Genomic DNA, 24,774 nt, shown 5'->3' on the forward strand with positions numbered 1-24,774 from the left:
ATGCCACCAGCGAAGATCTCGCACATCGGCCATGCGCGCCGCGCATGGGTCAGGTGTGCAGGGTGAACAGCGCTCCGACCACACCCAGCAGCATCGTGAGCGCGGTCGTGACCAGCACGGACATGGGGTCGGCCACCCGGCCGCCCGCCGGGACGCGGTGGCGCCGCGTCCGCAGGCCCGCCTGGGCGCGCCGCAGCAGCAGCACGACCCCGCCGCAGACGACCAGCGCCGCCGCCCCCGCGCCGGGCGAGGTGGGCGCGAGCCGGACGCACAGCAGGCCCGCGCCGATGAGGGCGAGCGCCGTCCGGGACCAGGCGAGCGCCGTCCGCTCGGGCTGCGCGCCCCGGTCCCGGCAGGTCATCTCGTCGCCAGCAGCGCCGCCACCAGGGCGAGCGCCGCGATCGCCAGGCCGTAGGACAGGAGCGGCGCGAGCGCCGGGGGCGGGAGCGTCTCGGCGCGGCGCAGGGCGCGCTCGGTGAGCAGCCAGCGCCGGAACGCCAGCGCCGCCACCAGCGCGCCGCTCGCCGACAGGCCGATCGCGAGGCCGACGCGCAGCGGGGTCTCCATCAGGTCGCCGCTGAGCGCGACCCCGACACCGCCCGCGATCATGGCCAGCGCGGTACGGATCCAGGCGAGGAACGTGCGCTCGTTGGCCAGCGAGAAGCGCGGGTCGGGGTCGCTGCCCTCCGCGAGAAGGCGGTCGGTCCACCGGTCGCCGGAGGAGTTCGTGGGTGCGGTCATCAACGGGTCACTCTGCAATGCTCGGCGGCGTGCGCGGCGAACGCCGTCCACGACCTTACATATTAGGCGATTCGTAATGAATCGTAATACCGACCCATTATGCCGGAATTAACGACAACTACCTGGTCAGGGCGAACGGAAACCGGCGCGACCAGGTGACCGAAACCCGGTCAGGAGGCGCCGAAACGGCGGAACGAGGCGTCCTCCTGGGCCAGCCGGTGCAGCGCCGTGAGGACCTGCTCGTACAGGACGGTGGAGACCAGCAGGGAGTGGACGGTGCGGGCGCGGGAGGTGTCGTCGGCGACCCGTCCGATCTCGTGGTCGGCGACCTCGGTCGCGGCCTTCACATACGGCCGCAGGTCGGTCAGCGTGATCGGGAAGCCGAGCCGGCGCAGCGCGACGAAGGTGTGCGCGAGCAGGTCGCGGGCGGGGGCGCCGGCGCCGACCGTCCAGCCGAGCTCGCGGACGAGGGCGTCGACGTCCTCGCGGGCGGCGCGCCAGTGCGGGTCGCCGGGGGCGGCCACGTGCGGGCCGATCGCGTACTGCGTGGTGCCGAACAGCTCGTGCAGGCTGACGCGCTCGTCGTCGATCGCGGCGATGATCTGCTGGATCGCCGCGACCGGCAGGTCGCCGACCTCGCGCAACGCGCTGATCAGCCGCAGCCGCTCCAGATGCGGTCGGCCGTACTCCGAGCGGGTCGCGCTCACCGACGATCCCTTCGGGAGCAGGCCCTCCCGGATATAGAACTTGATCGTCTGGACGGTCAGCCCGCTGCGATCGCTGAGCTCGGAGATCTGCACCGCTCACCCCCTTGACTGGAGGTTAACGTTATCCAGGGTGACCCATTGGATACTGTCACTATCCAAAGCCCGCAGCCAAAGCTCGCCCCGGCCCCCGCGGGATGACAGGGTCCGGTCAGGCGGCGGTGCGCCGCATCCCCTCGGAGATCTTCTCGGCGGCGGCCACGACCGGTCCCGCGTGCAGCCGTCCGGGGGAGCGGCTGAGCCGCTCCAGGGGGCCCGACACCGAGACCGCGGCGATCACCCGTCCGGCGGCGCCGCGGATCGGGGCCGACACCGACCCGACGCCCTGCTCGCGCTCCCCGACGCTCTGCGCCCAGCCCCGGCGGCGGACCGAGGCAAGCGTCGTCGCCTCGAACTTCGCGCCGCGCAGCCCCCGGTGCAGCCGGTCGGGCTCCTCCCAGGCCAGCAGGATCTGCGCGGCCGACCCGGCGGTCATCGGCAGCGCGGCGCCGACCGGGATCGTGTCGCGCAGGCCGCTGGTGCGCTCGGCGGCGGCGACGCAGACCCGAACGTCGCCCTGGCGGCGGAACAGCGAGGCGCTCTCGCCGGTCAGGTCGCGCAGCTGGGCGAGGATCGGCTGCGCGATCGCGAGGAGGCGGTCCTCCCCGGCGGCGACGGCGAGTTCGGCGAGCCGCGGCCCGAGGATGAACCGGCCCTGGGTGTCGCGGTGGACGAGGCGGTGGTGCTCCAGCGCGACGGCCAGCCGGTGGGCGGTCGGGCGGGCCAGCCCGGTCGTCTGGACGAGCTGGGCGAGCGAGGCCGGGCCCGCCTCCAGCGCGTTCAGCACGAGAACCGCTTTGTCGAGTACGCCGACTCCGCTAGAGTTGTCCATGACTTGATATTGCCGTCTCGTAATTTGAGATGCAAGTCGGGTGACCGGAGTCCAGCGGCGCGCGGGCGCGCGCCGCCGATCATGACAGGTGAGGTGGGAGTGATGGGCCGTACGTTGGCCGAGAAGGTGTACGACGCGCACGTCGTACGGCGCGCCGAGGGTGAGCCGGATCTCCTCTACATCGACCTGCACCTCGTCCACGAGGTCACCAGCCCGCAGGCGTTCGACGGGCTGCGGATGGCCGGGCGCCAGGTCCGCCGCCCCGACCTGACGATCGCGACCGAGGACCACAACGTCCCGACGACCGACCTGCTCCGGCCGATCGCCGACCCCGTGTCGCGCACCCAGGTCGAGACGCTGCGCAAGAACTGCTCCGACTTCGGGATCCGGCTGCACCCGATGGGCGACGCCGGGCAGGGCATCGTGCACGTCATCGGCCCGCAGCTCGGCCTGACCCAGCCGGGCACCACGGTCGTCTGCGGCGACTCGCACACCTCCACGCACGGCGCGTTCGGCGCGCTCGCCTTCGGGATCGGCACCAGCGAGGTCGAGCACGTCCTGGCCACGCAGACGCTCCCGCAGGTCAAGCCCAAGACGATGGCCGTGACCGTGGACGGCGCGCTGCCCGCGGGCGTCACCGCCAAGGACCTCATCCTGGCGATCATCGCCCGGATCGGCACCGGCGGCGGCCAGGGCCACGTGATCGAGTACCGGGGCGAGGCGATCCGCTCGCTGTCGATGGAGGGCCGCATGACGGTCTGCAACATGTCCATCGAGGCGGGCGCCCGCGCCGGCATGATCGCCCCCGATGAGACCACGTTCGACTACCTGAAGGGCCGCCCGCACGCGCCGCAGGGCGAGGACTGGGAGCGGGCCGTCGAGTACTGGACGTCGCTGCGCACCGACGACGACGCGGTCTTCGACAGGGAGGTCGTGATCGACGCGTCCGCGCTGACGCCGTTCGTGACCTGGGGCACCAACCCGGGGCAGGGCCTGCCGCTCGGCGACTCCGTGCCGGACCCCGCGTCCTACGACGACCCCGCCGAGCGCCAGGCCGCCGAGCGGGCCCTGGAGTACATGGGCCTGACCGCCGGGACGCCGCTGCGCGAGATCGCGGTCGACACCGTCTTCGTCGGCTCCTGCACCAACGGCCGCATCGAGGACCTGCGGGCCGTCGCGGGCGTGCTGCGGGGCCGCAGGGTCGCCGACGGCGTCCGCATGCTGGTCGTGCCCGGGTCCATGAAGGTCAAGAAGCAGGCCGAGGACGAGGGCCTGGACGAGGTGATCTCGGCGGCGGGCGCGCAGTGGCGCGAGGCGGGCTGCTCGATGTGCCTCGCGATGAACCCCGACAAGCTCACCCCGGGCGAGCGCAGCGCCTCCACGTCCAACCGCAACTTCGAGGGACGGCAGGGACCCGGCGGCCGCACCCACCTGGTGTCGCCCGCCGTCGCCGCCGCGACCGCCGTCACCGGCCGCCTGGCCGCTCCCGCCGACCTCTAAGGAAAGAACATGGAAGCGTTCACCACCCACACCGGCCGCGCGGTGCCGCTGCGCCGCAGCAACGTCGACACCGACCAGATCATCCCGGCGGTGTGGCTCAAGCAGGTCAGCCGCACCGGGTTCGACAAGGGCCTGTTCTCCGCCTGGCGCGAGGACCCGGAGTTCGTCCTGAACCAGCCGCAGTACGAGGGCGCGGGGATTCTGGTCGCCGGGCCCGACTTCGGCACCGGCTCGTCCCGCGAGCACGCCGTCTGGGCGTTGCAGCAGTACGGGTTCCGCGTCGTGATCGCGCCGCGCTTCGGCGACATCTTCCGCAACAACTCCACGAAGATGGGGCTGCTGCCGGTCGTCCTGAGCAGCGAGCAGGTCGAGGACATCCAGGCCAGGGTCGAGCAGGACCCGACGCTGGAGATCACCGTCGACCTGGAGAAGCGCGAGGTCCGCTACGCCGGCGAGACCGCCGCGTTCGAGATCGACGACTACACCCGCTGGCGCCTCCTGGAGGGCCTGGACGACATCGGCCTGACCCTCCGGCACGGCGACGCGATCACCGAGTTCGAGGGCCGCCGCGCCCCCTGGCTGCCCGTCACCGTCTGACCCGCCGCACCCCCTGGCCCGGCCCGCCGTCCCGGGCGGCGGGCCGGGCTTCGGCGTACCCGAAACCCCCCACGGCGACCCCGGATGCGAGGGAACGGTCCCGCGGCAGCGACAATCCTTGTAGGAAGCCCGTTCGCGAACCGTTGGGGGCATGAGATTGAGCACGGTCCCATGGGCCGGGCCGGAATGGGACGACCCGGATCTGACCCGCCTCGCGCGGCAGTTGCGCGACGCCCACCGGGCCGTCGCGCCGCTGCCGAAGGAGACGCGGCAGCGGCTCATCCGCCACCTGCTGGCGATCACCGATCTGGCCAAAAGGGACGCCGAGCTGGCCGACCGCAGGCTGGAGGCGTTCCTCGCCGATTTCCAAGAGGCCCCCGACGTCCGTTAGCGTGCGCAGTGGCCGGATCCGGTCCGGTCACCCGGCGAGACGGGGGCGAGGCCGACAAAACGCCAGCGACACGGCAACTCTTGCGTGCAGGTGATTGTGTCCATGCTGGAGGTCCCTTAGTTTCGTTCGGGCAAGGGGGGAACTAGAGGAGTAACCCATGAACAAGCGTGAGCTGGTCGACGCCATCTCTGACCGGCTGGGCAGCAAGAAGGCCGCAGCCGAGGCCGTCGACGCGATCCTGGACGCCATCCAGACCGCCGTCGCCAAGGGCGACAAGGTCGCGATCACCGGGTTCGGTTCGTTCGAGAAGGCCGACCGGCCTGCCCGCACGGCCCGCAACCCCGCAACGGGCAAGACCATCCAGGTTCCTGCGACGTCCGTGCCGAAGTTCAAGGCCGGGCAGGACTTCAAGAACCTGGTGGCCGGGAAGAAGTAGCCTCACCGCGCCGGCGCCCGGGACCGTGCCAATAATTCGGACACGGCCCCGGGCGCCGGCGTTTGCATGCCATTCGATTGCGGCCCGGCCTGATGCCGCGTCGTTGTAAAACCCCCGGCCGCTACGTCGCGGGTAGCGGGAAGGTGGACAGGGTCACCACCGTGATCCGCCGGTCGCCGTCCACGGCCAGGTTGACGCGCTGGCCGAAGCGCAGCAGGCGCAGCCCGCCCGCCGCGAACGCCCCGGCGTCGAAGGGCAGCTCCGTCCCGTCGTCGAGGAGCACGCTCCCCGTCCGGGTCTCCGCGTCGAACGCCTTCACCGTCCCCTGCATGCCCCGAACCCTATCCCCGGCGGGCCCGCGCGCCCCCGGCCGGAGCTCAGCCCGGCGCCGCCGTCCTGAGCCGGGCGGCGACCGCCGCCGTGCGGGGGCCGACGCCGAGGTCCAGCGCGACCTGGAGATCGGCGGGAGTGTCGACGTCCCGGCGGATACTGTCGATATCGGGGAGGAGGAGCTCCCGGGCCCCGCGCGCCCGGTGCGCGGCACGGGAGTCGCGCCCGAACGCTGGGGAGAACGGGACTCCCGGACGGGCCGTGTAGAGCGTCGTGCCGATCCCGGCGGCGTCGGGGACGAACGCCTCGGGGGCGAGCGCGGCGGCGTCGAGGACGCGGAGGAGTTCGTCCGGGCGCAATGCGGGCAGATCGGCGGAGAGCGCGCCCGTGCCGGTATCGGCGGACAGCTCGCGCCCCCGGCCTGCCCCGTGAACCAGGGCGGGGTTCAGACCGGCGTCCGGCTCGTCCGGGACCACGCGGGCGCCGAGCGAGGTTAGTTCGGCGGCCGGAAGGGGATCGTCGGTGACCACTATCACATCGCGGACGCGCGGGCAGCGCAGCGCGGCGGCGACCGTGTCGGCCGCCACCGCGAGCGCGAGGTCCTGGCGGTGCCGTCCCGCCGCCGCGGACATGCGGGTCTTGGCCCGTGCCAGCACCTTGACCGGTACGACGAGCGACCACTGGAGAGGGGGCGCGGTGCGCGCTGCTGTAGACATGGCAACTCGACACTATGCGCACGGAGCCGCGACACTTGTGGACACCCCGCGTTCACGCGGGGGACGGAACGAGGAGGGACGGGGCATGGGCCACGGCTATTCGCCGGTCTGGCGGAAGCTCACGATCGTCATCCTGCGCCCGCTGCTGTTCGGGGCGCTGAGGCGCGACTGGCGCGGCCGGGGCAACGTGCCCAGGACGGGCGGCCTGATCATCGCCGCCAACCACATCTCCGAGTCCGACCCGCTCGCCCTCGCCCACTTCGTCTACGAGGCGGGCCGCTACCCCGTCTACCTCGCGAAGTCCACGCTGTTCGACGTGCCGCTCATCCGGAACGTGCTGCGCGGGACGGGGCAGATCCCCGTCTACCGCGACAGCGCCGACCCCGCACGCGCCCTCAGGGACGTCGAGAAGGCGCTGGTGGACGGTGAGTGCCTGATGTTCTACCCGGAGGGGAGCTGCACCCGCGACCCCGAGCTGTGGCCGATGACCGGTCAGACCGGTGTGGCGCGGATGGCGCTCAAGACCGGCGCGAAGGTCGTCCCGGTGGCGAACTGGGGCGCGCACGAGCTGCTGCCGTACAAGAAGGCCGAGCAGCGTGGCCTCGCCGGGAGCCTGCGCAAGGGCTTCCACCCGTTCCCCCGCAAGACGATGCGGGTGGTCGCCGGGCCGCCGGTCGACCTGTCGCGCTACGCGGGCCTGCCGCTCGACAAGGACACGCTGCGCGCCGCCACCGACGAGATCATGGAGGCGATCACCGCCCTGCTCGGCGAGCTGCGCGGCGAGGAGCCCCCGGTGGAGCGCTACGACCACCACAGGGTGCTGGAGGAGCGCCGCGCGGCCGCCACGGCTGCCGAGAGTGCCGAGGGCGCGGTGCCCGGGCCGCGTCCCGCCGACGCCGCCCCCCGTCCCGCCGACACGAAGGCGGACGGCTCGTGACCTTCCGCACCGCAGTGATGGGCTCCGGGTCGTGGGGCACCACGTTCGCGAAGATGCTGCACGACGCGGGCGGCGAGGTGACCGTCTGGGGCCGCCGTCCGGAGATCGTCGAGGCGATCAACGAGCGGCACGAGAACCCCGACTACCTCCCCGGGATCGCGCTCCCCGAGGCCGTCCGCGCGACCACCGACCCCGCCGAGGCGCTGGCGGGCGCCGACTTCGTGGCGCTGGCCGTCCCGGCGCAGACGCTCCGCCGGACGCTCGCCCCCTGGGTGCCGCTGCTGCCCCCCGGCGCCATCCTGGTCAGTCTGATGAAGGGCGTCGAGCTCGGCACCACCCGGCGGATGTCGGAGGTGATCCGCGAGGTCGCCGACGTCCCGCAGGAGCGGGTCGCGGTGTTCAGCGGCCCGAACCTGGCGCGCGAGATCGTCACCGGCGAGCCGAGCGCGGCGGTCGCCGCGTGCCTGGACGAGGACGCCGCGCGCGGCCTCCAGGCCGCCACCATGACCCCCTACTTCCGCGTCTACACCTCCACCGACGTGATCGGCGTCGAGCTCGGCGGCGCGGTGAAGAACATCGTCGCGCTGTGCGTCGGGATGTCGGTCGGGCTCGGGTTCGGCGCCAACACCCAGGCGCTGCTGATGACCCGCGGGCTCGCCGAGATCGCCCGGCTGGGCGCGGCGCTTGGCGCCGACGAGCACACCTTCGCCGGGCTCGCCGGGATGGGCGACCTCGTCGCGTCCTGCGTGTCGCCGCTGGCGCGCAACCGGACGTTCGGCGAGAACCTCGGCCGCGGGATGACGCTGGACCAGGTGACCGCGGTCACCAAGCAGACCGCCGAGGGGGTCCGGTCGTCGGAGGCCGTGCTGGAGCTGGCGCGCAAGCACAACGTGGAGATGCCGATCACCGAGGCGGTGACCGCCGTCCTGTACCACGGCATGCCGATCCGGGAGGCGGCGATCTCGCTGATCTCGCGGTCCCCCAAACCGGAACGCTACGGGGTCTGAGGATGGGGTCCGAGCGGGGGCGCCCGGGGCGCCGCTCGGCGGCCGCCGCGTTCGTGGCCGCCCCCGGTGATCCCCGGTAGGGTCTGGCCTCATGTCCCAGGTTTCTCGTAAGACGCGCGTCGCGGTGGTGTTCGGCGGGCGCAGCTCCGAGCACGCGATCTCCTGCGTCACCGCGGGCGCGGTCATGGCCGCCATCGACCGGGACCGCTACGACGTGCTGCCGATCGGCATCGCCCGCGACGGCCGCTGGGTGCTCCCGCCCGCCGACATCCGGCTCTCGATCGAGGACGGGCGGCTCCCGGAGGTGACCGGCGACGGCCGGGCGCTCGCGCTGCCGTTCGACCCCGCCGCGGGCGGCCTGATGGTCGTGGAGCCGGGGCAGGTGCCGGGCGCGCTGAGCGACGTCGACGTCGTCCTGCCGCTGCTGCACGGCCCCTACGGCGAGGACGGGACGATCCAGGGCATGCTCGACATGGTCGGCGTCCGCTACGTCGGCGCGGGCGTGCTCGCCAGCGCCGTCGGCATGGACAAGGGCTACATGAAGCTCGTCTGGCAGGCGCGCGGCCTGCCGATCGGCCCGTACGTGCTGATCGGCGACCGGGAGTGGCGGCGCGAGCGCAAGCGCGTGGTCGACGAGGTGAAGGAGCTCGGCCTGGCCGCCGGCCGCCCGGTGTTCGTCAAGCCCGCGCGCGCCGGGTCGAGCATGGGCATCACCCGCGTCACCGCCGAGGACGCGCTGGAGGCCGCGGTCGAGGCGGCCCGCGAGCACGACCCGAAGGTGATCGTCGAGGCGGCGATCGAGGGCCGCGAGATCGAGTGCGGCGTCCTCCAGGGCCTGGACGACGGACCGCCCGACGCCAGCCTGCCCGCCGAGGTCACGATGGCCGGCGACCACGACTTCTACGACTTCGAGACCAAGTACCTCGACAGCGCGACCACGATGACGATCCCGCCCGACCTGCCGCCCGCCGCGATCGAGGAGGTGCGGCGGCTCGCCGTCCAGGCGTTCGAGGCGCTCGACTGCGAGGGCCTCGCCCGGGTCGACTTCTTCCACACCCCCGACGGCCGCTGGATCATCAACGAGATCAACACGATGCCGGGGTGCACGCCGACGTCGGCGTTCCCGAAGATGTGGGCGGCCACCGGCCTGGACTACCCGGCCATGGTCGACCGCCTCATCCAGACCGCCCTGCACCGCCCGACCGGCCTGCGCTGAGTCCCGGGGCTCAGCGCTGGGCGAAGGGGAGCCAGGCGCGGTCGGCGAGGGTGGCGGCGTCGGTGGCACGGGCACCCGCGTCCGAGAACGTCCACAGCGTGTCGCCGACGACCAGCGAGCGCTGGACGGAGTCCGCGCCGCTCCCGTCCCCGTGCCGGACGGTGCCGACCTTGCTGATGCCCGACCCGGTGACCTTCAGCGCGAGCGCCTCGCTCGTCCCGGCCTCGGGACGCGACACCGGGACGACGGTCAGCCCGGTCGAGGGCCAGTACAGGAACGCGTGCGGTTCGAAGTCGCTCGCGGACGCGGCGCCCGGCAGCCGGTAGGAGGCGACCCGGCGCGGCGTGCCGCCGACGTCGAACAGCGAGGCCAGCAGGCCCGTGGTGCGGCCGGCGGCGTCGGCGTCCCGGCCGATGCCGAGGATCTTGCCGTCGGCCGTCGGGTGCAGGTACGCCGAGTAGCCGTTGATCTTGAGTTCGCCCGTGACGCGGGGGCGGCGCGGGTCCTTCAGGTCGAGTACGTACAGCGGGTCGACCTGCCGGAACGTCACCACGTAGGCGGTGGCGCCGATGAAGCGGACGGAGTAGATCCGCTCGCCCTTGCCGAGCCCGTCGACGCGTCCGACCTGGTCGAGGCGGGGGCCGTTGCGTCCGAGGACGTACAGCGTGCTCTGCGTGGAAGGAGCCTGCGTGGCGGGGGCCTGAGTGGCGGGGGACTGCGGGTCAGGGGGCTGCGTGCCGGGTTTCGGCGGTTCCGTGGTCGTCGTCGCCACGCGCAGGTTGCCGCCGTGCTCCGACAGCGCGTACTGGTTCAGCAGCGTGCCGGGCACCGAGCCGGATGCCGCGTAGCGCGGGCGTCCCGGACCGCGGACGTCGAACATGTGGATGTCGGTGTGCTGCGGCTGCGGCCCGATCCCCTTGCGCGGAAGGCCCACGAGGCTCGGGGGAGTGCCGGTCACGTACAGGCTCGACCCGTTGCCGTAGACGGTCTCGCCGTCCGCCGCGATCCCGACCGGCGACGGGTCGCCGAGCCCGCGCGACAGGTCGAGGGTCAGGACGCTGAGCATCGACGTGCCCGTGTAGGCGGCCGGCCGGCTGACCTGCTCGCACGGCGCCCGGTAGGTCTTCGCGGCGGAGCCCTCGCCCACCGTGAAGGCGGGCAGCCACGCGTCCAGCGGCGCCTTCCGGACGATCTCCCGGTTCCGCTCGGTCGCCTTCCGCTCCGCGTCCTGCTGTGAGCGGGGGTCGCGGGACGGCGCCGGGAAGTCGATCCGGGGCGTCGAGCGCACCACGACGCGCGCGACGGAACCGGTCATGCGCGCGTCCACGTAGACGGTGTCGGACGTCATCGAGCCGATCACCTTCGGCGCGCCGGAGAGATCGACCAGCGTCAGGATCGTCTGCGGACGCGGCGGCCCGGGGCGGGGGGCGTCCTCCACCCCGCCGCGCGGCCGTATCCCGTCGTACATGACCATCGGGAGGCGGGGCGTGAGGACCAGCGCGCGGTCGCCGCTCAGCAGCAGCCGCGCGTTCGTGCTCGCGGCCTGGTACCCGTCGCCGCCCGGCAGCGCCAGCGTGTGCGCGACCCTGCGCGTCGCGGGGTCGATGACCTGGAGGCGGCCGCGGGCGAGCGCGACGATGCGGCGGCCGTCGGTCTTGACGAGGTCGGGTTCGTCGGCGCCCGCCTCGTGGCTATTGGTCCCGGAGTGCTGGGGGGCGGTCGCGCTCCGTCCGGCGTCGGCGGGCGACGGCCCGGGGACCGCGCCCTTGGGGATCGCCGTCTCGCCGTCGGCCCTGGCGAGAGGACCGTACGGCTCCGGAACGCCGAGCCCGAACGGGCCGACCCGTTCGGCCGTCGCGCGGCGCAGCCCGTCCAGGAGCGCGTCGCAGCCGTCGTAGGCGACCAGCCGCACCGGCGGCGCCGCCACCGCCTTGTCGTCGGGGGCGGACGACCCTGAACAACCGGCGAGCAGCAGGGGGAGGGTCACGGCCGATGCGAGGGGAGCGTAGATGCGGGCACGCATTGACGTTGGACGCCCGCGAAATGCCTGCGGTTCCCGATTCGCGAAAAACACCCTGACTCTGGGGTCCTGCGAGGTGTCTTACGTATTGGCCGATGCTCCGGATATGCCAATCTTGGAGTGCTGACCCCACGTCCAGAGGAGCACCTGCCTTGCCGACCGAACTGCCGGGCCGGATCGGCCCCTACCGGGTGGTGGACCGGCTCGGCGAGGGCGGCATGGGCACGGTCTACGTCGGCCTGGACGACGACGGCCGCAAGGTCGCGATCAAGGTGATCAGGCGGGAGTACGCGGCGGACCGGCAGTACCGGGCCCGGTTCGAGGCCGAGGTGGCGGCGGCGCAGCGCGTCCGCCCCTTCTGCACCGCGCCCGTCCTGGACGCCGACCCGGGCGCGGAGCCGCCCTACCTGGTGACCGAGTTCGTCAACGGCCCGAGCCTGGACGCCGCCGTCGCCAAGGACGGCCCGCTGCGCGGCGCCGACCTGGAGGCGGTCGCGGTCGGCATCGCGACCGCGCTGACCGCGATCCACGACGCGGGCGTCGTGCACCGCGACCTGAAGCCGTCCAACGTGCTGCTGTCCACGTTCGGCCCGCGCGTGATCGACTTCGGCATCGCCCGCTCGATGGACGGGACGCGCCTCACCGTGACCGGCGGCATCGTCGGCACCCCCGCGTTCATGGCGCCCGAGCAGCTGAACGGCCTGGGCGCGACCCCGGCCTCGGACGTGTTCGCCTGGGGCGCCACGGTCGCGTTCGCCGCGCGCGGCGGCCCGTGCTTCGGCGGCGACTCGATCCCCGCGATCATCCACCGCATCGTCAGCGGCGAGCCGGACCTCGGCGGGCTGAGCGGCACGCTGCTGGAGGCGGTGCGCGGCGCGCTCGCGAAGGACGCGGCGGGCCGTCCGTCCGCCCAGGAACTCCTGGACCGGCTCATCTCCAGCGGCGCGCCCCGCCAGACCCCGAGGACGCCGCCCCCGCAACATACGCAGGCGCCGCGGCACACGCAGCACACGCAGGCCCCGCAGCACACGCGAGCCCCCTCGCTCACCCCGTCCCCGGCCTCGGCGGCCACGCCTCCTCCACCCGCGGCGCCCGCGCTGGCCGAGGGTGAGGCCCAGGCGCTCGTCGAGCGGCAGTACCGGCAGGCCGCGCAGGCGGGCGACCCGGCCGCGATGCGGAACCTGGCCATCCTGCTCAGCCAGCAGGGACGCACCGCCGAGGCCGAGACGTGGAACCAGTACGCCAACGCCGTCGCGGCCCGCGCCACCGCGTACCCGCAGGGCACCGGGTACGGCGGGTACGCGCCCGCGACCCAGCCGTCGCACCCGGCGGCGCCCCCGCTGATCAAGAACCCGCACGCCAGGCCGCCCTACAGCCACGCGGCGATCTACTCGCTGTCGTTCGGGCTGGTCGGGCTGATCACGTGCGGGCTGCCGTCGATCCCGGCGATCATCGCGGGGCATGTCGCCTGGGTGAAGATGCGGCGGACGGGCGAGCGCGGCGCGGGCATGGCGGTCACCGGGATCGCGCTCGGCTGGATCATGGTCGCGTTCTGGGCGCTGGTCGCCTTCGGGATGTCGCTGCCGGACGAGACCACCCCCTGAGCCCGCGGTAAATGGATTGCCCGGGGCGCCGCCGTCCTGGCATCGTGAACGACGTCGGCCCGTCGAGGACGGGCCCGCGAGACCCCGAGAGGAGGACCGGCCATGGCCACGGAACGTCTCCGCTATCGACTGCGACTTCCCGAGGCGTCGCACGCCCGCCCCGGCCGGTATCCCCTTTCCTAGACCGGTCGAGCCGCCGCGAGTGACGCCCATCGAGCGACTTGCGGCTCTACCCCAACCGGCAGAGGGACCACTCTCAGGAAGTGGACGCTCCGGGTTCGAATCCCGGGAGCCGCACGCATGCCCCTGTAGTCCAACGGCAGAGACGACAGCATGAGGTGCTGTGCGATGCATCTGGTTGGCCAGGACTAACACTGGTCCTGCCAGGGGTACGACGCGGGTCCCGGCGAGGACCCGCGCGCGGGGCGGCGCCGACGCGGGAGAGTCGGGCCTGGCTGTAAACCAGGTGCTTCGCTGAGCGGGTTCGAATCCCGCCCGCCCCACCGGCTAGATCTGGCCCTCGGGCTTGGTCGGGATCGTCGCGGTGATCGCGCCGCCCAGCTCGATCAGCACGTCCCCGGCCGGGTTGTACTTCGCCGGGACCGTCACCTCCACGTACGCCTGCCGCGCGACGGCGGTGAACGTCACGGGACGGCCGGCGGGCTGCCCGAACCAGGAGATGCCGTTGATGTCGACGAGCTGCGACTCCGGGTGCAGCGCGGCGGGCCTGCCCACGCCGCAGCGCAGCGCGATCGCGGGCGAGCCCCACGCGGCCGTCAGCGGCGAGTCGGGGGAGGCGTCGCGGCGGGACAGTCCGTGGACCTTCTCGGGGAGCCGGAGCCCCTGGCACAGCCGGGCGGTCGCCGCGTCCGGCTTCGGGACGGGGACCTCGACCGCGCCGTCCCCGCAGGCCGCCGCCAGCAGCGCGACCCCGGCCAGCAGCGCCGCCGGGCGCGCGAGCCTAGATATGGACGATCGGACAGGTGAGGGTGCGGGTGATCCCCTCGACCGACTGGATCTGCGCCACGACGAGCTTGCCCAGCTCGTCCACATTCCGCGCCTCCGCTCGGACGATCACGTCGTAAGGGCCCGTGACGTCCTCCGCCAGGGTGACACCGGTGACGCCGGAGATCTCACCGGCGACTTCGGCCGCCTTGCCCACTTCGGTCTGGATGAGGATGTAGGCCTGCACCATCACGTCCTCCCCGGGCGGAGAATTAGCCGTCGAACGGTCACCGTATCGTGTTAGCCGCCACCGCGGGCGCCCGGGGTACCGGACAGTTCCGGGACCGTCGGCGAGGGCCGCGAACAGGACGGAACAGCACGGAACAGGACGGCCGGAAGCGCGCACGCGTGGGACGGCACGGGGAATCGGGGCGGATGGGCACCATCGGGGAGCTGGGCGAGTTCGAGCTGATCGGCCGGTTGACGCGGCGGCTGCCGCGGGGACCGGAGGTGCTGCTCGGCCCCGGCGACGACGCGGCGGTGGTGGCGGCGCCCGACGGACGCGTCGTCGCGACCACCGACCTGCTGGTCGAGGGGCGGCACTTCCGCCGCGACTGGTCGGGCCCCTACGACATCGGGCGCAAGGCCGCCGCGCAGAACCTCGCGGACGTCGTCGCGATGGGCGCGCGCCCGACGGCGCTGCTCGTCGGGCTCGCCGTCCCCCTCGACACCGGCGCGGGCTGGGCGGAGCGCCTCTACGACGGGCTCGCCGACGAGTGCGGCGTCGCGGGAGCCTCGGTCGCGGGCGGCGACGTCGTCGGCGCGAGCGAGATCACACTCGCGGTCACCGCGCTCGGCGACCTGCGCGGCGCGCCCCCGCTCACCCGGTCCGGCGCGCGCCCCGGCGACGTCGTCGCGGTGCGGGGGAGGCTCGGCTGGTCCGCCGCCGGGCTCGCGCTGCTGACCGCCGGACGGGACGGCCCCGAAGAGCTGATCGCCGCCCACCGCCGTCCGGCGCCCCCCTACGGCGCGGGCGCGCAGGCGCGGTCCCTCGGCGCGACCGCGCTGCTCGACGTCAGCGACGGCCTCGTCCAGGACCTCGGGCACATCGCCGCCGCGAGCGGGGTGCGGATCGAGATCGACTTGGCGGCGCTGCCCGTCCCGGACGTGCTCGGCCCGGACGGGACGCGCCACGTCCTCACCGGCGGCGAGGACCACGCGTTCGCCGGAACCTTCCCCGCGGACGCCGTCCTGCCCCCATCCTGGAGTGCGGTGGGCACCGTCGCCGAGGGGACGGGAGTGCTGGTCGACGGCCGCGAACCGGGCCCCGGAGGATGGGACCATTTCCGCCGGTAAACCCATGTGAAACCGCCGGTGTCGGCCGGTGCACGTTCCCGCATCTGGTAGGCATGTTCGGTACTGCTTTGGTATACATCCTGTGATCGAAGAGGAATGGGATGGGACGACACACCAAGCTCGACCAACCGGACGACGAGCCCGTACCGGACGCGCGAGCGCCCGCGGGGCCGTTCTTCGGTGCCCCCCCGGGCCCGTCCTACGAAGCCTTCTCCGGTCCGGCCGACGACCAGGTGTTGGTGAAGTCCTACGAGCAGGTCGGTGAGAGCGCCGCCCCCGAGGACGCCGACCCGCCCGTCAAGGGGCGCGCCGCCCGGATGCTGGCGGTCATGCCCGTCCCGCTCCTGCCGATCGTCGCGCTCGTGGTCGCGGTCGGCGTCGTCGCCTACGCGCTCAGCACCCAGCAGATCTCCCTGAACTTCGCCGGCGGCGCCCCCAAGGAGTCGGCCCACGGCCCCCGCGACAGCCCGGTCTCCCAGCGCGGCCCCGGTCAGCGCGCCAGCCGGGGCGCTGGCCGCCCCGACGGCGTCGTCGTCGCGTTCCGCGTCCAGTCCCGGACGGCGCGCGCCTTCAAGGCCACCGCCACCATCACCAACAAGGGCGAGGCGGCCGTCCCGCACTGGGCGCTGGCCTTCAAGATCTCGAACGTGTCCGTGCGCGCGCTGAGCGGCGCGACCGTCGTGCGGACGGGCGTGTACCCCTTCGTGCGCGGCCACGGCGCGATCGCGCCCGGCCAGTCCGTCCGGATCGTGTTCACCGCGACCGGTACGCCCAGGAAGCCCGCCTACTGCGTGCTCAACCGGCTGGCCTGCACGCTCGTCTAGGTACTATCCGCCATAAGCTGGACGGCATGCAGCAGAACCCGCCGCCGTCGCACCCGCAGGCCCCGCCGCTCGTCCTCACGATCGCGGGCTCGGACTCGGGCGGCGGCGCCGGAATCCAGGCCGACCTGAAGACGATGCTCGCGCTCGGCGTCCACGGGATGAGCGTGGTCGCGGCCGTCACCGCGCAGAACTCGCTCGGCGTCCAGGGCTACTGGGAGCTTCCGCCCGAGGCGGTCCGCGCGCAGCTGGACTCCGTGCTGTCCGACATCGGCGTCCACGCGCTCAAGACCGGCATGCTCGCCTCGTCCGCCCTGGTGGAGATCGTCGCCGAGGCGCTGGAGGGCTGCGACGCCCCGTCCGTGGTCGACCCGGTCGGCGTCTCCAAGCACGGCGACTCCCTGCTCGCCCCGGACGCGGTCGCCGCCGTCCGCTCCGTCCTGCTGCCCGCCGCGACCGTCGTCACCCCGAACCTGTACGAGGTCGAGCAGCTCACCGGCGTCAAGGTCGTGGACGAGTCGGGCCTGCGCGAGGCCGCCGAGGCGGTCAAGGCGCTCGGCCCCGAGTGGGTCCTCATCAAGGGCGGCCACCTCCCCGGCGACCCCGCCGACCTGCTGTTCGACGGCGAGCACGAGCACCGCTTCACCGCGCCCCGCCACGACAACCGGCACACCCACGGCACCGGCTGCACGCTGGCGTCCGCGATCGCCTCCCACCTCGCCAAGGGCGACGACGTCCCCACGGCCGTCGGCAAGGCCAAGGCCTACGTCACCGGCGCGATCGCCGCCGGCTTCCCCCTCGGCGCAGGCATCGGCCCCGTCCACCACGCCTGGGAGTTGCGGTAACCGGACTTGTCCGGGCATGCAAAAGTCGGCCCATCGGGGTGGTCCGATGAGCCGACGGGGGTCCCGCGTCAGACGGTGGGCTTGACGATCTTGCCGGCCTTGATGCAGGACGTGCAGGCGTTGATCCGCTTGGTGCTGCCGTTCACGACGGCGCGCACGCGCTGGATGTTGGGGTTCCAGCGGCGCGGGGTGCGGCGGTGCGAGTGGGAGACGCGCATGCCGAAACCGGGTCCCTTGCCGCAGACGTCGCAGACGGAAGCCACGGGAAACTCCAAGTGGGTATCGATGCTCTGAACCGGAGCGCCGCCGCCCGAGCGGGCCGGGGCGTCATGGGCGCTCACTGATAGCGCCCCGGGACGAGGCGCACGAATCAGAGTAGCCGACCGTCCACCACGTAGGCGAATCGGTCCGTGCCTCCGGTCTTGCTCGTCCGGCCGCGAGATTCCCGTCCGTGCCATGGGCTAGAAAAGAGTGCGTGGCGAATCTCGACGAGCCGTTGCGCAAGGTTCTCGGCGACAAGACGGCCAAGGTGCTGGAGAAGGGCCTTGATCTGGCGACGGTCGGCGACCTCCTGCACCACTATCCCCGCCGCTACGCCCACCGGGGCGAGCTGACCCCGCTGAGCGGCCTGGCCGACGGCGAGCACGTCACGGTGATGGCCGAGGTCGTGAAGGTGCAGGGGCGCACGCTCACCCGCAACCCCGGCTACGTCCTGGAGATCACCGTCACCGACGGCACCGGGCAGCTCAAGCTGAGCTTCTTCGGCCGCAAGGGCTCCTACCGTCCCGAGAAGGAGCTGGCACCCGGCACCCGTGGCCTGTTCGCCGGGAAGATCAGCACGTATGTGCCGCGCAGCGGGAACGTGCAGCGGCAGCTCAACCATCCGCAGTACAAGGTCGTCGCGGAGAAGAGCGCCGAGCAGGCCGCGCAGGAGTGGGCGGACGAGATCATCCCGATCTACCCGTCCACCAAGGGGCTGGCGATCGAGACCATCGGCACGTCGGTCGGCATGGTGCTGGACCAGCTCGACCTGCCCGCCGACCCGATGCCCGAGGCGCTGCTGCGCCGCCGCCACCTGATCGGGCTGCGCGAGGCCTACGAGGGCATCCACCGCCCGAAGTCCTGGGACGAGCTGGGCCGCGCGAAGGCCCGGCTGAAGTGGGACGAGGCGTTCGTCGTCCAGACCGCGCTGGCCCAGCGGAGGCTGGCGGCGGCGGCGCTTCCCGCGACGCCGCGTCCGCCGTCGTTCGGCGGGGTGCTCGCCGAGTTCGACGCGCGGCTGCCGTTCGAGCTGACCAAGGGGCAGCGCGAGGTGGGCGACGAGATCGCGGCCGACCTCGCGCTGGAACACCCCATGCACCGGCTCTTGCAAGGCGATGTCGGCGCGGGCAAGGCCCAGCCTCTGGACGCGGAGGTCCTGACACCGCGCGGGTTCCGGAGAATGGGGGACATCTCCAGGGGAGACGAGGTGATCACGCCCGGGGGCGAGGTCACGGTCGTCACGGGTGTCTTTCCCCAAGGGGAGCGTGATGTGTACCGGCTCGTGTTCTCCGACGGCACTTCGGTGGAATGCGACGACGAACATCTCTGGGCGGTCGAGGGCGATGGTGATTCGCGGGTGGTGGCGACCCGTGAGCTGCGCTGTGACCTTCTGGCAAAGGGCGAGTGGTATGTGCCTCGTATCGAGGCACCGGAGTTGGATTCTTTGCAGGACCGCCCTGACGATCCCTATGAGCTGGGAGTTCGGCTCGGCGAGGCGGGGCGGGAGGGTGTGCCCCCGGGTTATCTGGTGGCTCCGGTGAAGGAGCGCCGCGCGCTTCTGCGTGGGCTGCTGGACGCGGGTTCCACGGCGGGCGGTTTCGTCTCCGCGTCCGAGCAGTTGGCGGAGGACGTGGCGTGGTTGGCGCGGTCGCTCGGCGGTTTCGCGCGATGCCGTCCCGCGTCGAAGGCGGGATATTGGACGACCGCCGTCGCGTTGGAAAAGGCCGAGCGGAAACGCATCGAGGCCATCGAATATGTGGGGCGCGAACACGTCCAGTGCATATCGGTCGCCCACCCCGGCCGCCTCTACGTGACCGACGGCTGGACGCCCACCCACAACACCGTGGTCGCGTTGCGGGCGATGTTGCAGGTCGTGGACGGCGGCGGCCAGGCCGCGCTGCTGGCGCCCACCGAGGTCCTCGCGCAGCAGCACTACCGGTCGATCACGGCGATGCTCGGCGACCTCGGGCAGGCGGGGCAGATCGGCGGCGCCGAGCACGCGACGCGGGTCGCGCTGCTGACCGGGTCCCAGGGGGCGAAGACGCGCAAGGCCGCCCTGCTGGACGCGGCGTCCGGCGGCGCGGGGATCGTCGTCGGGACGCACGCGCTGCTCCAGGAGAGCGTCCAGTTCGCCGACCTCGGCCTCGTCGTCGTGGACGAGCAGCACCGGTTCGGCGTCGAGCAGCGGGACGCGCTGCGCGAGAAGACCGGCGGCGGTCGCCCGCACGTCCTGGTCATGACGGCCACGCCGATCCCGCGGACGGTCGCGATGACGGTCTTCGGCGACCTGGAGACCTCCGTGCTGGGCCAGCTCCCGGCGGGACGGTCGGAGATCAAGACGCATGTGGTGCCGCCCGAGCGCCCGGCGTTCCTCGCCCGGACCTGGGAGCGCATCCGGGAGGAGGCCGCCCAGGGGCGGCAGATCTACATCGTCTGCCCGCGCATCGGGGAGCAGGAGGGCGACGAGGGCGACGGCCAGCCCGTCGAGCAGGAGCCGGACCGCCGCTCCCCGCTCGGGATCATGGAGCTGCTGCCGAGGCTGGAGGAGCTGCTCGCGGGGCTGCGCATCGGCGTCCTGCACGGCAAGCTGCACCCCGACGAGAAGGACGCGGTCATGCGCCGCTTCACCGACGGCGACCTCGACGTCCTGCTCGCTACCACGGTCATCGAGGTCGGCGTGGACGTGCCGAACGCCACGGTCATGGTGATCATGGACGCGGACCGGTTCGGCGTCTCCCAGCTCCACCAGCTGCGCGGCCGGGTCGGCCGCGGCTCGCTGCACGGACTGTGCCTGCTGGTGACCGACGCCGAGCCGGGCAGCAAGGCCAGGGAGCGCCTGGACGCGGTGGCCTCCACGACCGACGGGTTCCGGCTGTCGCGGCTCGACCTGGAGCAGCGCCGCGAGGGCGACGTGCTCGGCGCGGCGCAGGCGGGGCGCGCGTCCAGCCTGCGGCTGCTCACGCTCCAGAAGGACGAGGACGTCATCCGCGACGCCCGCGAGGAGGCGACCGCGCTGGTCGAGGCCGACCCCGAGCTGAAGGAACACCCGGGTCTCGCCGCCGTCCTGGACACGCTGCTCGACGAGGACCGCGCCGGCTTCCTGGAGAAGGGCTGACCCGGCACGAGATGATGGCGCGATCGAAAGCTTCCGATATTTCCGATTGATTAAGTTGACTTATGTCGCGACCAGGGTGAGGATTGGTCCCGTGAAGCCGAGTGAGGCCCTGACGCACCGCCGCCACGTCGATCTCCGGCGCCAGGCGAGCGCCCTGTGTTCCCGTCGCTGATCCCGACCTTCCCTCAGGATCCGACGGCGCACAGGAGGCCGCACATGACGATCACGCAGGGGCCCGGGCCCACCGCCCGCGTCCTCGAACTCCACCGCATCAAGAGTCCCGCACTGAACGACGTGGAGCTGTACCTCCGCGACTCCGAGCCCCAGGTGCGCGCCGCCGCGCTCAAGGTCCTCACCGGCGAGGCGCGCAGGGGCGCCGCCCCGTACGGCACCGGCGACACGCTCGCCTGGGCCCTCGCCGACGAGCACGAGGACGTCCGCCGCGTCGCCGCCGACGCGCTGCGCGGGCTGCCGGAGCTGTTCCTCGGCGACGACGGCGTCGCCGCGCTCCAGCTGGCCGCCGCGCGCGGCCGGGACGCGTTCGTCCGCGAGACGGCCGCCGACCTGCTGGAGATCCTCGTCCGGGGCGCCGCCGAGCTGTACGCGCAGGGCCTCCAGGAGGACGAGGCGCAGATCAGGATCCAGGCCGTGCTCGGCCTCGTCGCGCTGCGCGCGGTGACCGAGGTCGCGGCCGCCGCCGACGACCCGTCCCGGGAGGTGCGGGTCGCGGTCGCCGAGGGGCTGGCGCGACTGCCCCGCCCGGCGAGCCTCGACGCGCTGGTGACCCTGCTCACCGACCACGACCCCGTCGTCCGGATGGCCGCCCTCGACACCGCCGCCGAGCTGAAGGTGCCCTCCCAGCTCGTGGGACGGGTGATCAACTCGACCACGCACCCGGGCTGGCAGGTCCGCCGCCGCGCCGTGCTGGCGCTCGGCGCGGCGGAGCCCGAGGTGGCCGTCGAGCCGCTCGTCCGGGCCCTGCGCGACCGGACGGTGGACGTGCGGCGCGCCGCCGTCCAGGCCCTGGAGCAGTGGGCCGGTGACCATCCCGAGGTCGTCACCGCGCTCACCGAGGCGCTGACCGACCCGGACCCGGGTGTGCGCACCCAGGTCCGCTGGGCGCTCGCCTGACCGACCTTTCCTCTGGTACCTCGCTGGTTCGGGTACCGCGCTGGGTGCGGGTCGCCGGTGGTTTGGGCTGGGGCATCGGCGGCCCGCGGCGCGGTTTCGGCCAGAGGCAGCAATTTCGGCCAAAATGGTAATAGGGGATAAGAACTCGGAAAAGTCCACATAACTCGGCAACGGAGAACACTCGGTCGATCACGGACGTCTAACGAGTACCGGGCGGTGACCGCCCGGGTGCTCGCGCGGGTATGGGTCCCGTGGCGGGTCCGCACGCGACGGAGGTGTGCCCGATGACGGCCGTTGGCCCCCTGCTGCCGACCGACCCGGCGCGGCTCGGCCGGTACGAGCTGGTCGGACGGCTCGGCGAGGGCGGCCAGAGCGTCGTGTACCTCGGCCGCCGCGACGACGGCGGGCAGGCGGCGGTCAAGCTGCTGCGCGCCCAGTTCAGCCGGAACCCCGAGTGGCGGGCCCGGTTCGAGCGCGAGATGAAGGTCATCGGACGCGTCGCCGGGTTCTGCACCGCGCAGGTCGTCGACGCCGACTTCTCCGGCGACACCCCCTACGTCGTCAGTGAGTACGTCCCCGGGCCGTCCCTCACCGGCCTGGTCGGCGAGCGGGGCCCGCGCACCGGCACCGACCTCGACCGGCTGGCGATCGGCACGATCACCGCGTTGGCCGCGATCCACCGCGCCGGGATCCTGCACCGCGACTTCAAGCCGTCCAACGTGCTGATGGGCCCGGACGGCCCGCGCGTCATCGACTTCGGCATCGCGCGGGTGCTCGGCCCGGCCGCGACGCGGGGCAGCGGCGTGGTCGGCACCCCGTCCTACATGGCGCCCGAGCAGGTCACCGACGGCGAGCTCGGCACCGGCGTCGACCTGTTCGCCTGGGGCGCGACGCTGCTGTTCGCCGCGACCGGGCGGCACCCGTTCGGCAACGACACGATCTCCGCGGTCTTCCACCGCGTGCTGCACTACGAGCCCGACATGTCCGCGCTGCCGGAGTCGCTGCGCGGCGTGGTCGCGGCGTCCCTGGAGAAGGACCCGGCGCGCCGTCCGCAGGCGCAGCAGGTGCTCCTGGACCTGCTCGGACGCCAGGCGCCGTTCGCTCCCGAGGACGAGGGGGCGCTGAGCACCGGCGCGCACCTCGCCGCCCCCGCGTTCGCGGGCCCCGTGGGCGCGTCCGCCGATCCGCGCACGCCGCAGACCGCGCCCACCGTCGGGCCGATGAGCGGCGGGGCGCAGGCAGGGGAGGTGACCGTCCAGCCGGGACCGCGCCGGTTGCGATGGCGGATCGCCGCGATCGCGGTGCCGCTGCTGCTACTGGCCGGGGCGGGGACGGCCTGGGGGTTGATGGCGGGCGGCTCGTCCGGCGAGCCGCGCCCGCCGCGGGAGCGCCCGGTGGCCCCGCCCGCCTCGGCCGCCGCAGCCGTCGCGCCCGCCACCACCGCGATCAGGACGGTGCTCAGCTTCGACCACGCCGCGATCGAGCGGAACGTCGCGGCGGCGCACCGGCTGTCGACGCCCCGGTTCGGCGCCGACTACGACCGGCAGCTCGCCACCCGCGACTACCTGGACCAGCTCCGCGCCAAGCAGGGCTCGGTCGCCGCGACCGTCGTGGACTCGGCGGTCGTGGCCGCCGGGGGCGACCGCGTCACCGTCCTGTCGTATGTGCGGCGTACCGTCCAGGCACGGGACGCGCAGCCCGGCGAGCTCCAGAACCCGATGCGCGCGACGATGGTCCGGCAGGGCGGCGGCTGGCTCCTCGACTCGCTCTACACGCTGAAGGCGGGCTCGGCGCGGGCCGACACGGCGGGCACCGCGTGGCCGGACGGCCCGGCGCGCGGCGCGCTGGACGCCGTGGCGCGCGACCCGTCGCTCGCGCCGGTGACGCCGGTGGAGGAGGGGCTGCGCGCCGGACCGTCCCCCGACCAGGCCGTCGTGCTGGTCACCGTCGGCGAGTGCGCGCGGGGCACCTGCGACGACAAGGCGAGGGTGAGCTTCCGCCGCCTCATCCTGCGGCGCGACGGCTCCGCCTGGAAGGTCGTGGCCGCGCAGCTGCTGTGAGCTCGCGGCGGCCGTGAGAAGGGAGATGGGGCGCCCCCGCCTCGGGGACGCCCCATCTGCGAACGTGCGGCGCCGGTCAGGGCTCGCGGACCTGCCGCCTGCGGGTCGCGGCGACCGCCGCGCCGCCGGCGAGCACGGCCGCGAGGCCGAGCGCGGCGAGCGGGAGCGCGTCGGTGCCGGTGAACGGCAGGCCGCCGGGCCGGGCGATCGTCCCGGCGGCGGCCGGCGCGGTGCCCACCCCCGGTGCCGGCAGCTCCGGCAGCAGCGGCGAGGAGGGCGGCAGCGCCGGCGGCTCAGGGGACGGCCCGGGCGGCGTCGGCCCCGGAGGAGTCGGGCCCGGCGGCGTCGGCGGGGTCGGCGGCGTCGGAGGCGTCGGGGGAGTGGGCGGCGTCGGGGCCTGCGCGCAGCCCGACCCGACGCACGCGCCGACCGCGAGGTTCACCGCCAGCGGCGCACCGCCCGCGGGTTGCACGCGGACGCCCGCCCCGACGTTGGCCGAGAGCAGCGGCCTGTCCGCCGCCAGCGTCCGCGCCCCGCCGCTCCCGGACGGGACGGAGAGCGCAGCGTCCGCGTGGAGCCGCACCCCGAGGCCACCGCCCGGGGTGTCGAGGCCCGCGCCGACGTCGAGGCCCAGGCCGGTGGTCCCGGTCCGCTGGTCGGGACCCAGCCGCAGGCCGAGGCGGAGGCCGAGCAGGGGAGCGGGCTCGGCGGCCTTCGGTCTCGCGGCCGCCCGCTTGACGGGCGTCACCTTCTTCGACGCCTTCTTCGGCGCGGTCGCCTTCGCCTTCGCGTTGGTGATGCGCACGGACGTCGTCTGAGCGGGCTTGGCGGGCTTCGCCTTGGCGGGGCTCTTGGGCGCGAGCAGCGAGTGGACGGCCGGCAGCGGCCGGTCGGCGGCGCGCTCGGCATCCGGCCGGGACGTCTCGGCGTGTGAGACGCCGCTCATCGCGGCGATGCCGAGAACCGTCGCGCCGGCCGTCACCGCCAGTCTCCTGCCTTGGGGCACGAGGGGCTCCTGAGGGTATTGGTTGCACAACCTGCGAGCACGTTGACACGACTGGTAGTCGAGGTAAACAGCGATGGCAGCATTTGGGCTGGGTTCACGACATG

26 protein-coding genes and 2 tRNA genes are annotated in these 24,774 nt (G+C 73.4%); 17 read left to right on the top strand and 11 right to left on the bottom strand.

What is annotated here, in order from left to right:
* Nucleotides 1-49 precede the first annotated feature (49 nt).
* The 4 genes from K2F47_RS04380 to K2F47_RS04395 all read right to left on the bottom strand — a co-directional run bounded on the left by K2F47_RS04380 (nt 50) and on the right by K2F47_RS04395 (nt 2,376).
* The gene (locus K2F47_RS04380; RefSeq protein WP_242901355.1) at nt 50-361 is read right to left on the bottom strand and encodes a DUF202 domain-containing protein; all 312 of its coding nucleotides are present in this window, start codon (nt 359-361) and stop codon (nt 50-52) included.
* Nucleotides 358-741 (bottom strand): YidH family protein, encoded by a 384-nt coding sequence (locus tag K2F47_RS04385; protein WP_242901356.1) that lies wholly within the window; start codon nt 739-741, stop codon nt 358-360. The genes K2F47_RS04380 and K2F47_RS04385 overlap by 4 nt, the downstream gene beginning before the upstream one ends.
* A gap of 170 nt (nt 742-911) precedes the next feature.
* The gene (locus K2F47_RS04390; protein WP_242901357.1) at nt 912-1,541 is read right to left on the bottom strand and encodes a MerR family transcriptional regulator; all 630 of its coding nucleotides are present in this window, start codon (nt 1,539-1,541) and stop codon (nt 912-914) included.
* Nucleotides 1,542-1,656: 115 nt separating this feature from the next.
* The gene (locus K2F47_RS04395) at nt 1,657-2,376 is read right to left on the bottom strand and encodes an IclR family transcriptional regulator (protein ID WP_242901358.1); all 720 of its coding nucleotides are present in this window, start codon (nt 2,374-2,376) and stop codon (nt 1,657-1,659) included.
* A 102-nt stretch (nt 2,377-2,478) separates the two neighbouring features.
* On the opposite strand from K2F47_RS04395, the gene leuC reads away from it, so the two are divergent.
* The 4 genes from leuC (at nt 2,479) to K2F47_RS04415 (ending at nt 5,300) form a co-directional block, all read left to right on the top strand.
* Nucleotides 2,479-3,876 carry a 3-isopropylmalate dehydratase large subunit gene (gene leuC / locus K2F47_RS04400; protein WP_242901359.1) on the top strand — a complete coding sequence of 466 codons (1,398 nt, stop codon included), beginning with the start codon at nt 2,479-2,481 and terminating at the stop codon, nt 3,874-3,876.
* A 9-nt stretch (nt 3,877-3,885) separates the two neighbouring features.
* On the top strand, nt 3,886-4,473 hold the full coding sequence (leuD, locus tag K2F47_RS04405) for a 3-isopropylmalate dehydratase small subunit (RefSeq protein WP_242901360.1): 588 nt from the start codon (nt 3,886-3,888) through the stop codon (nt 4,471-4,473).
* 157 nt (nt 4,474-4,630) lie between these two features.
* Nucleotides 4,631-4,864, top strand: a complete 234-nt coding sequence (locus tag K2F47_RS04410) for an SCO5555 family protein (protein ID WP_504912338.1) — start codon at nt 4,631-4,633, stop codon at nt 4,862-4,864.
* A 157-nt stretch (nt 4,865-5,021) separates the two neighbouring features.
* Complete coding sequence (locus K2F47_RS04415; protein ID WP_156221298.1) at nt 5,022-5,300, top strand: HU family DNA-binding protein; 279 nt, start codon at nt 5,022-5,024, stop codon at nt 5,298-5,300.
* A gap of 121 nt (nt 5,301-5,421) precedes the next feature.
* Here K2F47_RS04415 and K2F47_RS04420 read toward each other — a convergent pair whose 3' ends face one another.
* Both K2F47_RS04420 and cofC read right to left on the bottom strand, forming a co-directional pair.
* Nucleotides 5,422-5,631, bottom strand: a complete 210-nt coding sequence (locus tag K2F47_RS04420; protein ID WP_242901362.1) for a cold shock domain-containing protein — start codon at nt 5,629-5,631, stop codon at nt 5,422-5,424.
* 46 nt (nt 5,632-5,677) lie between these two features.
* The gene (gene cofC / locus K2F47_RS04425) at nt 5,678-6,346 is read right to left on the bottom strand and encodes a 2-phospho-L-lactate guanylyltransferase (RefSeq protein ID WP_242901363.1); all 669 of its coding nucleotides are present in this window, start codon (nt 6,344-6,346) and stop codon (nt 5,678-5,680) included.
* A gap of 85 nt (nt 6,347-6,431) precedes the next feature.
* On the opposite strand from cofC, the gene K2F47_RS04430 reads away from it, so the two are divergent.
* From K2F47_RS04430 to K2F47_RS04440, 3 genes are all read left to right on the top strand, one after another.
* Nucleotides 6,432-7,283, top strand: coding sequence for a lysophospholipid acyltransferase family protein (locus K2F47_RS04430; RefSeq protein WP_242901364.1), 852 nt, complete (start codon nt 6,432-6,434; stop codon nt 7,281-7,283).
* Between the two features lie 17 nt (nt 7,284-7,300).
* On the top strand, nt 7,301-8,290 hold the full coding sequence (locus tag K2F47_RS04435; RefSeq protein WP_242902562.1) for an NAD(P)H-dependent glycerol-3-phosphate dehydrogenase: 990 nt from the start codon (nt 7,301-7,303) through the stop codon (nt 8,288-8,290).
* A 91-nt stretch (nt 8,291-8,381) separates the two neighbouring features.
* Nucleotides 8,382-9,506, top strand: coding sequence for a D-alanine--D-alanine ligase family protein (locus tag K2F47_RS04440; protein ID WP_242901365.1), 1,125 nt, complete (start codon nt 8,382-8,384; stop codon nt 9,504-9,506).
* Nucleotides 9,507-9,516: 10 nt separating this feature from the next.
* On the opposite strand, the gene K2F47_RS04445 is transcribed toward K2F47_RS04440, so the two are convergent.
* Nucleotides 9,517-11,493, bottom strand: a complete 1,977-nt coding sequence (locus tag K2F47_RS04445) for a beta-propeller domain-containing protein (RefSeq protein ID WP_242901366.1) — start codon at nt 11,491-11,493, stop codon at nt 9,517-9,519.
* 185 nt (nt 11,494-11,678) lie between these two features.
* On the opposite strand from K2F47_RS04445, the gene K2F47_RS04450 reads away from it, so the two are divergent.
* The 3 genes from K2F47_RS04450 (at nt 11,679) to K2F47_RS04460 (ending at nt 13,633) form a co-directional block, all read left to right on the top strand.
* On the top strand, nt 11,679-13,130 hold the full coding sequence (locus tag K2F47_RS04450) for a protein kinase domain-containing protein (RefSeq protein ID WP_242901367.1): 1,452 nt from the start codon (nt 11,679-11,681) through the stop codon (nt 13,128-13,130).
* Between the two features lie 223 nt (nt 13,131-13,353).
* Nucleotides 13,354-13,427, top strand: a tRNA-Leu gene (locus tag K2F47_RS04455).
* Between the two features lie 125 nt (nt 13,428-13,552).
* Nucleotides 13,553-13,633, top strand: a tRNA-Tyr gene (locus K2F47_RS04460).
* 4 nt (nt 13,634-13,637) lie between these two features.
* On the opposite strand, the gene K2F47_RS04465 is transcribed toward K2F47_RS04460, so the two are convergent.
* Together K2F47_RS04465 and K2F47_RS04470 are read right to left on the bottom strand one after the other, a co-directional pair.
* Nucleotides 13,638-14,183, bottom strand: a complete 546-nt coding sequence (locus K2F47_RS04465) for a DUF3515 domain-containing protein (protein ID WP_242901368.1) — start codon at nt 14,181-14,183, stop codon at nt 13,638-13,640.
* Complete coding sequence (locus tag K2F47_RS04470) at nt 14,092-14,325, bottom strand: Lrp/AsnC ligand binding domain-containing protein (RefSeq protein ID WP_242901369.1); 234 nt, start codon at nt 14,323-14,325, stop codon at nt 14,092-14,094. Before K2F47_RS04470 ends, K2F47_RS04465 begins: the two co-directional genes overlap by 92 nt.
* Nucleotides 14,326-14,510: 185 nt before the next feature.
* Between K2F47_RS04470 and K2F47_RS04475 the strand changes: the two genes are divergently transcribed.
* The 3 genes from K2F47_RS04475 (at nt 14,511) to thiD (ending at nt 17,097) form a co-directional block, all read left to right on the top strand.
* Nucleotides 14,511-15,431 carry a thiamine-phosphate kinase gene (locus K2F47_RS04475; RefSeq protein WP_242901370.1) on the top strand — a complete coding sequence of 307 codons (921 nt, stop codon included), beginning with the start codon at nt 14,511-14,513 and terminating at the stop codon, nt 15,429-15,431.
* Nucleotides 15,432-15,532: 101 nt separating this feature from the next.
* The gene (locus K2F47_RS04480) at nt 15,533-16,255 is read left to right on the top strand and encodes a cellulose binding domain-containing protein (protein WP_242901371.1); all 723 of its coding nucleotides are present in this window, start codon (nt 15,533-15,535) and stop codon (nt 16,253-16,255) included.
* Between the two features lie 26 nt (nt 16,256-16,281).
* Nucleotides 16,282-17,097 carry a bifunctional hydroxymethylpyrimidine kinase/phosphomethylpyrimidine kinase gene (thiD, locus tag K2F47_RS04485; RefSeq protein ID WP_242901372.1) on the top strand — a complete coding sequence of 272 codons (816 nt, stop codon included), beginning with the start codon at nt 16,282-16,284 and terminating at the stop codon, nt 17,095-17,097.
* 68 nt (nt 17,098-17,165) lie between these two features.
* Here the strand turns inward: thiD and rpmB are convergent, their stop codons facing one another.
* The gene (gene rpmB, locus K2F47_RS04490; protein ID WP_067632165.1) at nt 17,166-17,360 is read right to left on the bottom strand and encodes a 50S ribosomal protein L28; all 195 of its coding nucleotides are present in this window, start codon (nt 17,358-17,360) and stop codon (nt 17,166-17,168) included.
* Between the two features lie 212 nt (nt 17,361-17,572).
* On the opposite strand from rpmB, the gene K2F47_RS04495 reads away from it, so the two are divergent.
* The 4 genes from K2F47_RS04495 to K2F47_RS04505 all read left to right on the top strand — a co-directional run bounded on the left by K2F47_RS04495 (nt 17,573) and on the right by K2F47_RS04505 (nt 23,664).
* On the top strand, nt 17,573-20,473 hold the full coding sequence (locus K2F47_RS04495; protein WP_242901373.1) for a helicase-related protein: 2,901 nt from the start codon (nt 17,573-17,575) through the stop codon (nt 20,471-20,473).
* A gap of 91 nt (nt 20,474-20,564) precedes the next feature.
* Entirely contained in the window at nt 20,565-20,645 is an 81-nt protein-coding gene (locus K2F47_RS41655) for a putative leader peptide (RefSeq protein ID WP_372490833.1), read from the top strand.
* A 44-nt stretch (nt 20,646-20,689) separates the two neighbouring features.
* On the top strand, nt 20,690-21,604 hold the full coding sequence (locus tag K2F47_RS04500) for a HEAT repeat domain-containing protein (protein WP_242901374.1): 915 nt from the start codon (nt 20,690-20,692) through the stop codon (nt 21,602-21,604).
* 284 nt (nt 21,605-21,888) lie between these two features.
* Complete coding sequence (locus K2F47_RS04505; RefSeq protein ID WP_242901375.1) at nt 21,889-23,664, top strand: serine/threonine-protein kinase; 1,776 nt, start codon at nt 21,889-21,891, stop codon at nt 23,662-23,664.
* 76 nt (nt 23,665-23,740) lie between these two features.
* On the opposite strand, the gene K2F47_RS04510 is transcribed toward K2F47_RS04505, so the two are convergent.
* Nucleotides 23,741-24,646: a hypothetical protein gene (locus tag K2F47_RS04510; RefSeq protein WP_242901376.1), complete on the bottom strand. Its 906-nt coding sequence runs from the start codon at nt 24,644-24,646 to the stop codon at nt 23,741-23,743.
* Nucleotides 24,647-24,774: the final 128 nt, after the last annotated feature.

The organism is Actinomadura terrae, from assembly GCF_022751215.1.
GTDB classification, from domain to species: Bacteria; Actinomycetota; Actinomycetes; order Streptosporangiales; family Streptosporangiaceae; genus Spirillospora; species Spirillospora terrae.

Coding starts and splice junctions, on each gene's coding strand:
- K2F47_RS04385 (WP_242901356.1), bottom strand. CDS start 741: ATGACCGCACCCACGAACTCCTCCGGCGACCGGTGGACCGACCGCCTT.
- thiD (WP_242901372.1), top strand. CDS start 16,282: ATGCAGCAGAACCCGCCGCCGTCGCACCCGCAGGCCCCGCCGCTCGTC.
- K2F47_RS04500 (WP_242901374.1), top strand. CDS start 20,690: ATGACGATCACGCAGGGGCCCGGGCCCACCGCCCGCGTCCTCGAACTC.
- K2F47_RS04505 (WP_242901375.1), top strand. CDS start 21,889: ATGACGGCCGTTGGCCCCCTGCTGCCGACCGACCCGGCGCGGCTCGGC.
- K2F47_RS04380 (WP_242901355.1), bottom strand. CDS start 361: ATGACCTGCCGGGACCGGGGCGCGCAGCCCGAGCGGACGGCGCTCGCC.
- K2F47_RS04440 (WP_242901365.1), top strand. CDS start 8,382: ATGTCCCAGGTTTCTCGTAAGACGCGCGTCGCGGTGGTGTTCGGCGGG.
- K2F47_RS04430 (WP_242901364.1), top strand. CDS start 6,432: ATGGGCCACGGCTATTCGCCGGTCTGGCGGAAGCTCACGATCGTCATC.
- K2F47_RS04415 (WP_156221298.1), top strand. CDS start 5,022: ATGAACAAGCGTGAGCTGGTCGACGCCATCTCTGACCGGCTGGGCAGC.
- K2F47_RS04420 (WP_242901362.1), bottom strand. CDS start 5,631: ATGCAGGGGACGGTGAAGGCGTTCGACGCGGAGACCCGGACGGGGAGC.
- K2F47_RS04480 (WP_242901371.1), top strand. CDS start 15,533: ATGGGACGACACACCAAGCTCGACCAACCGGACGACGAGCCCGTACCG.
- K2F47_RS04470 (WP_242901369.1), bottom strand. CDS start 14,325: ATGGTGCAGGCCTACATCCTCATCCAGACCGAAGTGGGCAAGGCGGCC.
- leuC (WP_242901359.1), top strand. CDS start 2,479: ATGGGCCGTACGTTGGCCGAGAAGGTGTACGACGCGCACGTCGTACGG.
- K2F47_RS04435 (WP_242902562.1), top strand. CDS start 7,301: ATGGGCTCCGGGTCGTGGGGCACCACGTTCGCGAAGATGCTGCACGAC.
- cofC (WP_242901363.1), bottom strand. CDS start 6,346: ATGTCTACAGCAGCGCGCACCGCGCCCCCTCTCCAGTGGTCGCTCGTC.
- leuD (WP_242901360.1), top strand. CDS start 3,886: ATGGAAGCGTTCACCACCCACACCGGCCGCGCGGTGCCGCTGCGCCGC.
- K2F47_RS04465 (WP_242901368.1), bottom strand. CDS start 14,183: ATGTGGACGAGCTGGGCAAGCTCGTCGTGGCGCAGATCCAGTCGGTCG.
- K2F47_RS04475 (WP_242901370.1), top strand. CDS start 14,511: ATGGGCACCATCGGGGAGCTGGGCGAGTTCGAGCTGATCGGCCGGTTG.
- K2F47_RS04395 (WP_242901358.1), bottom strand. CDS start 2,376: ATGGACAACTCTAGCGGAGTCGGCGTACTCGACAAAGCGGTTCTCGTG.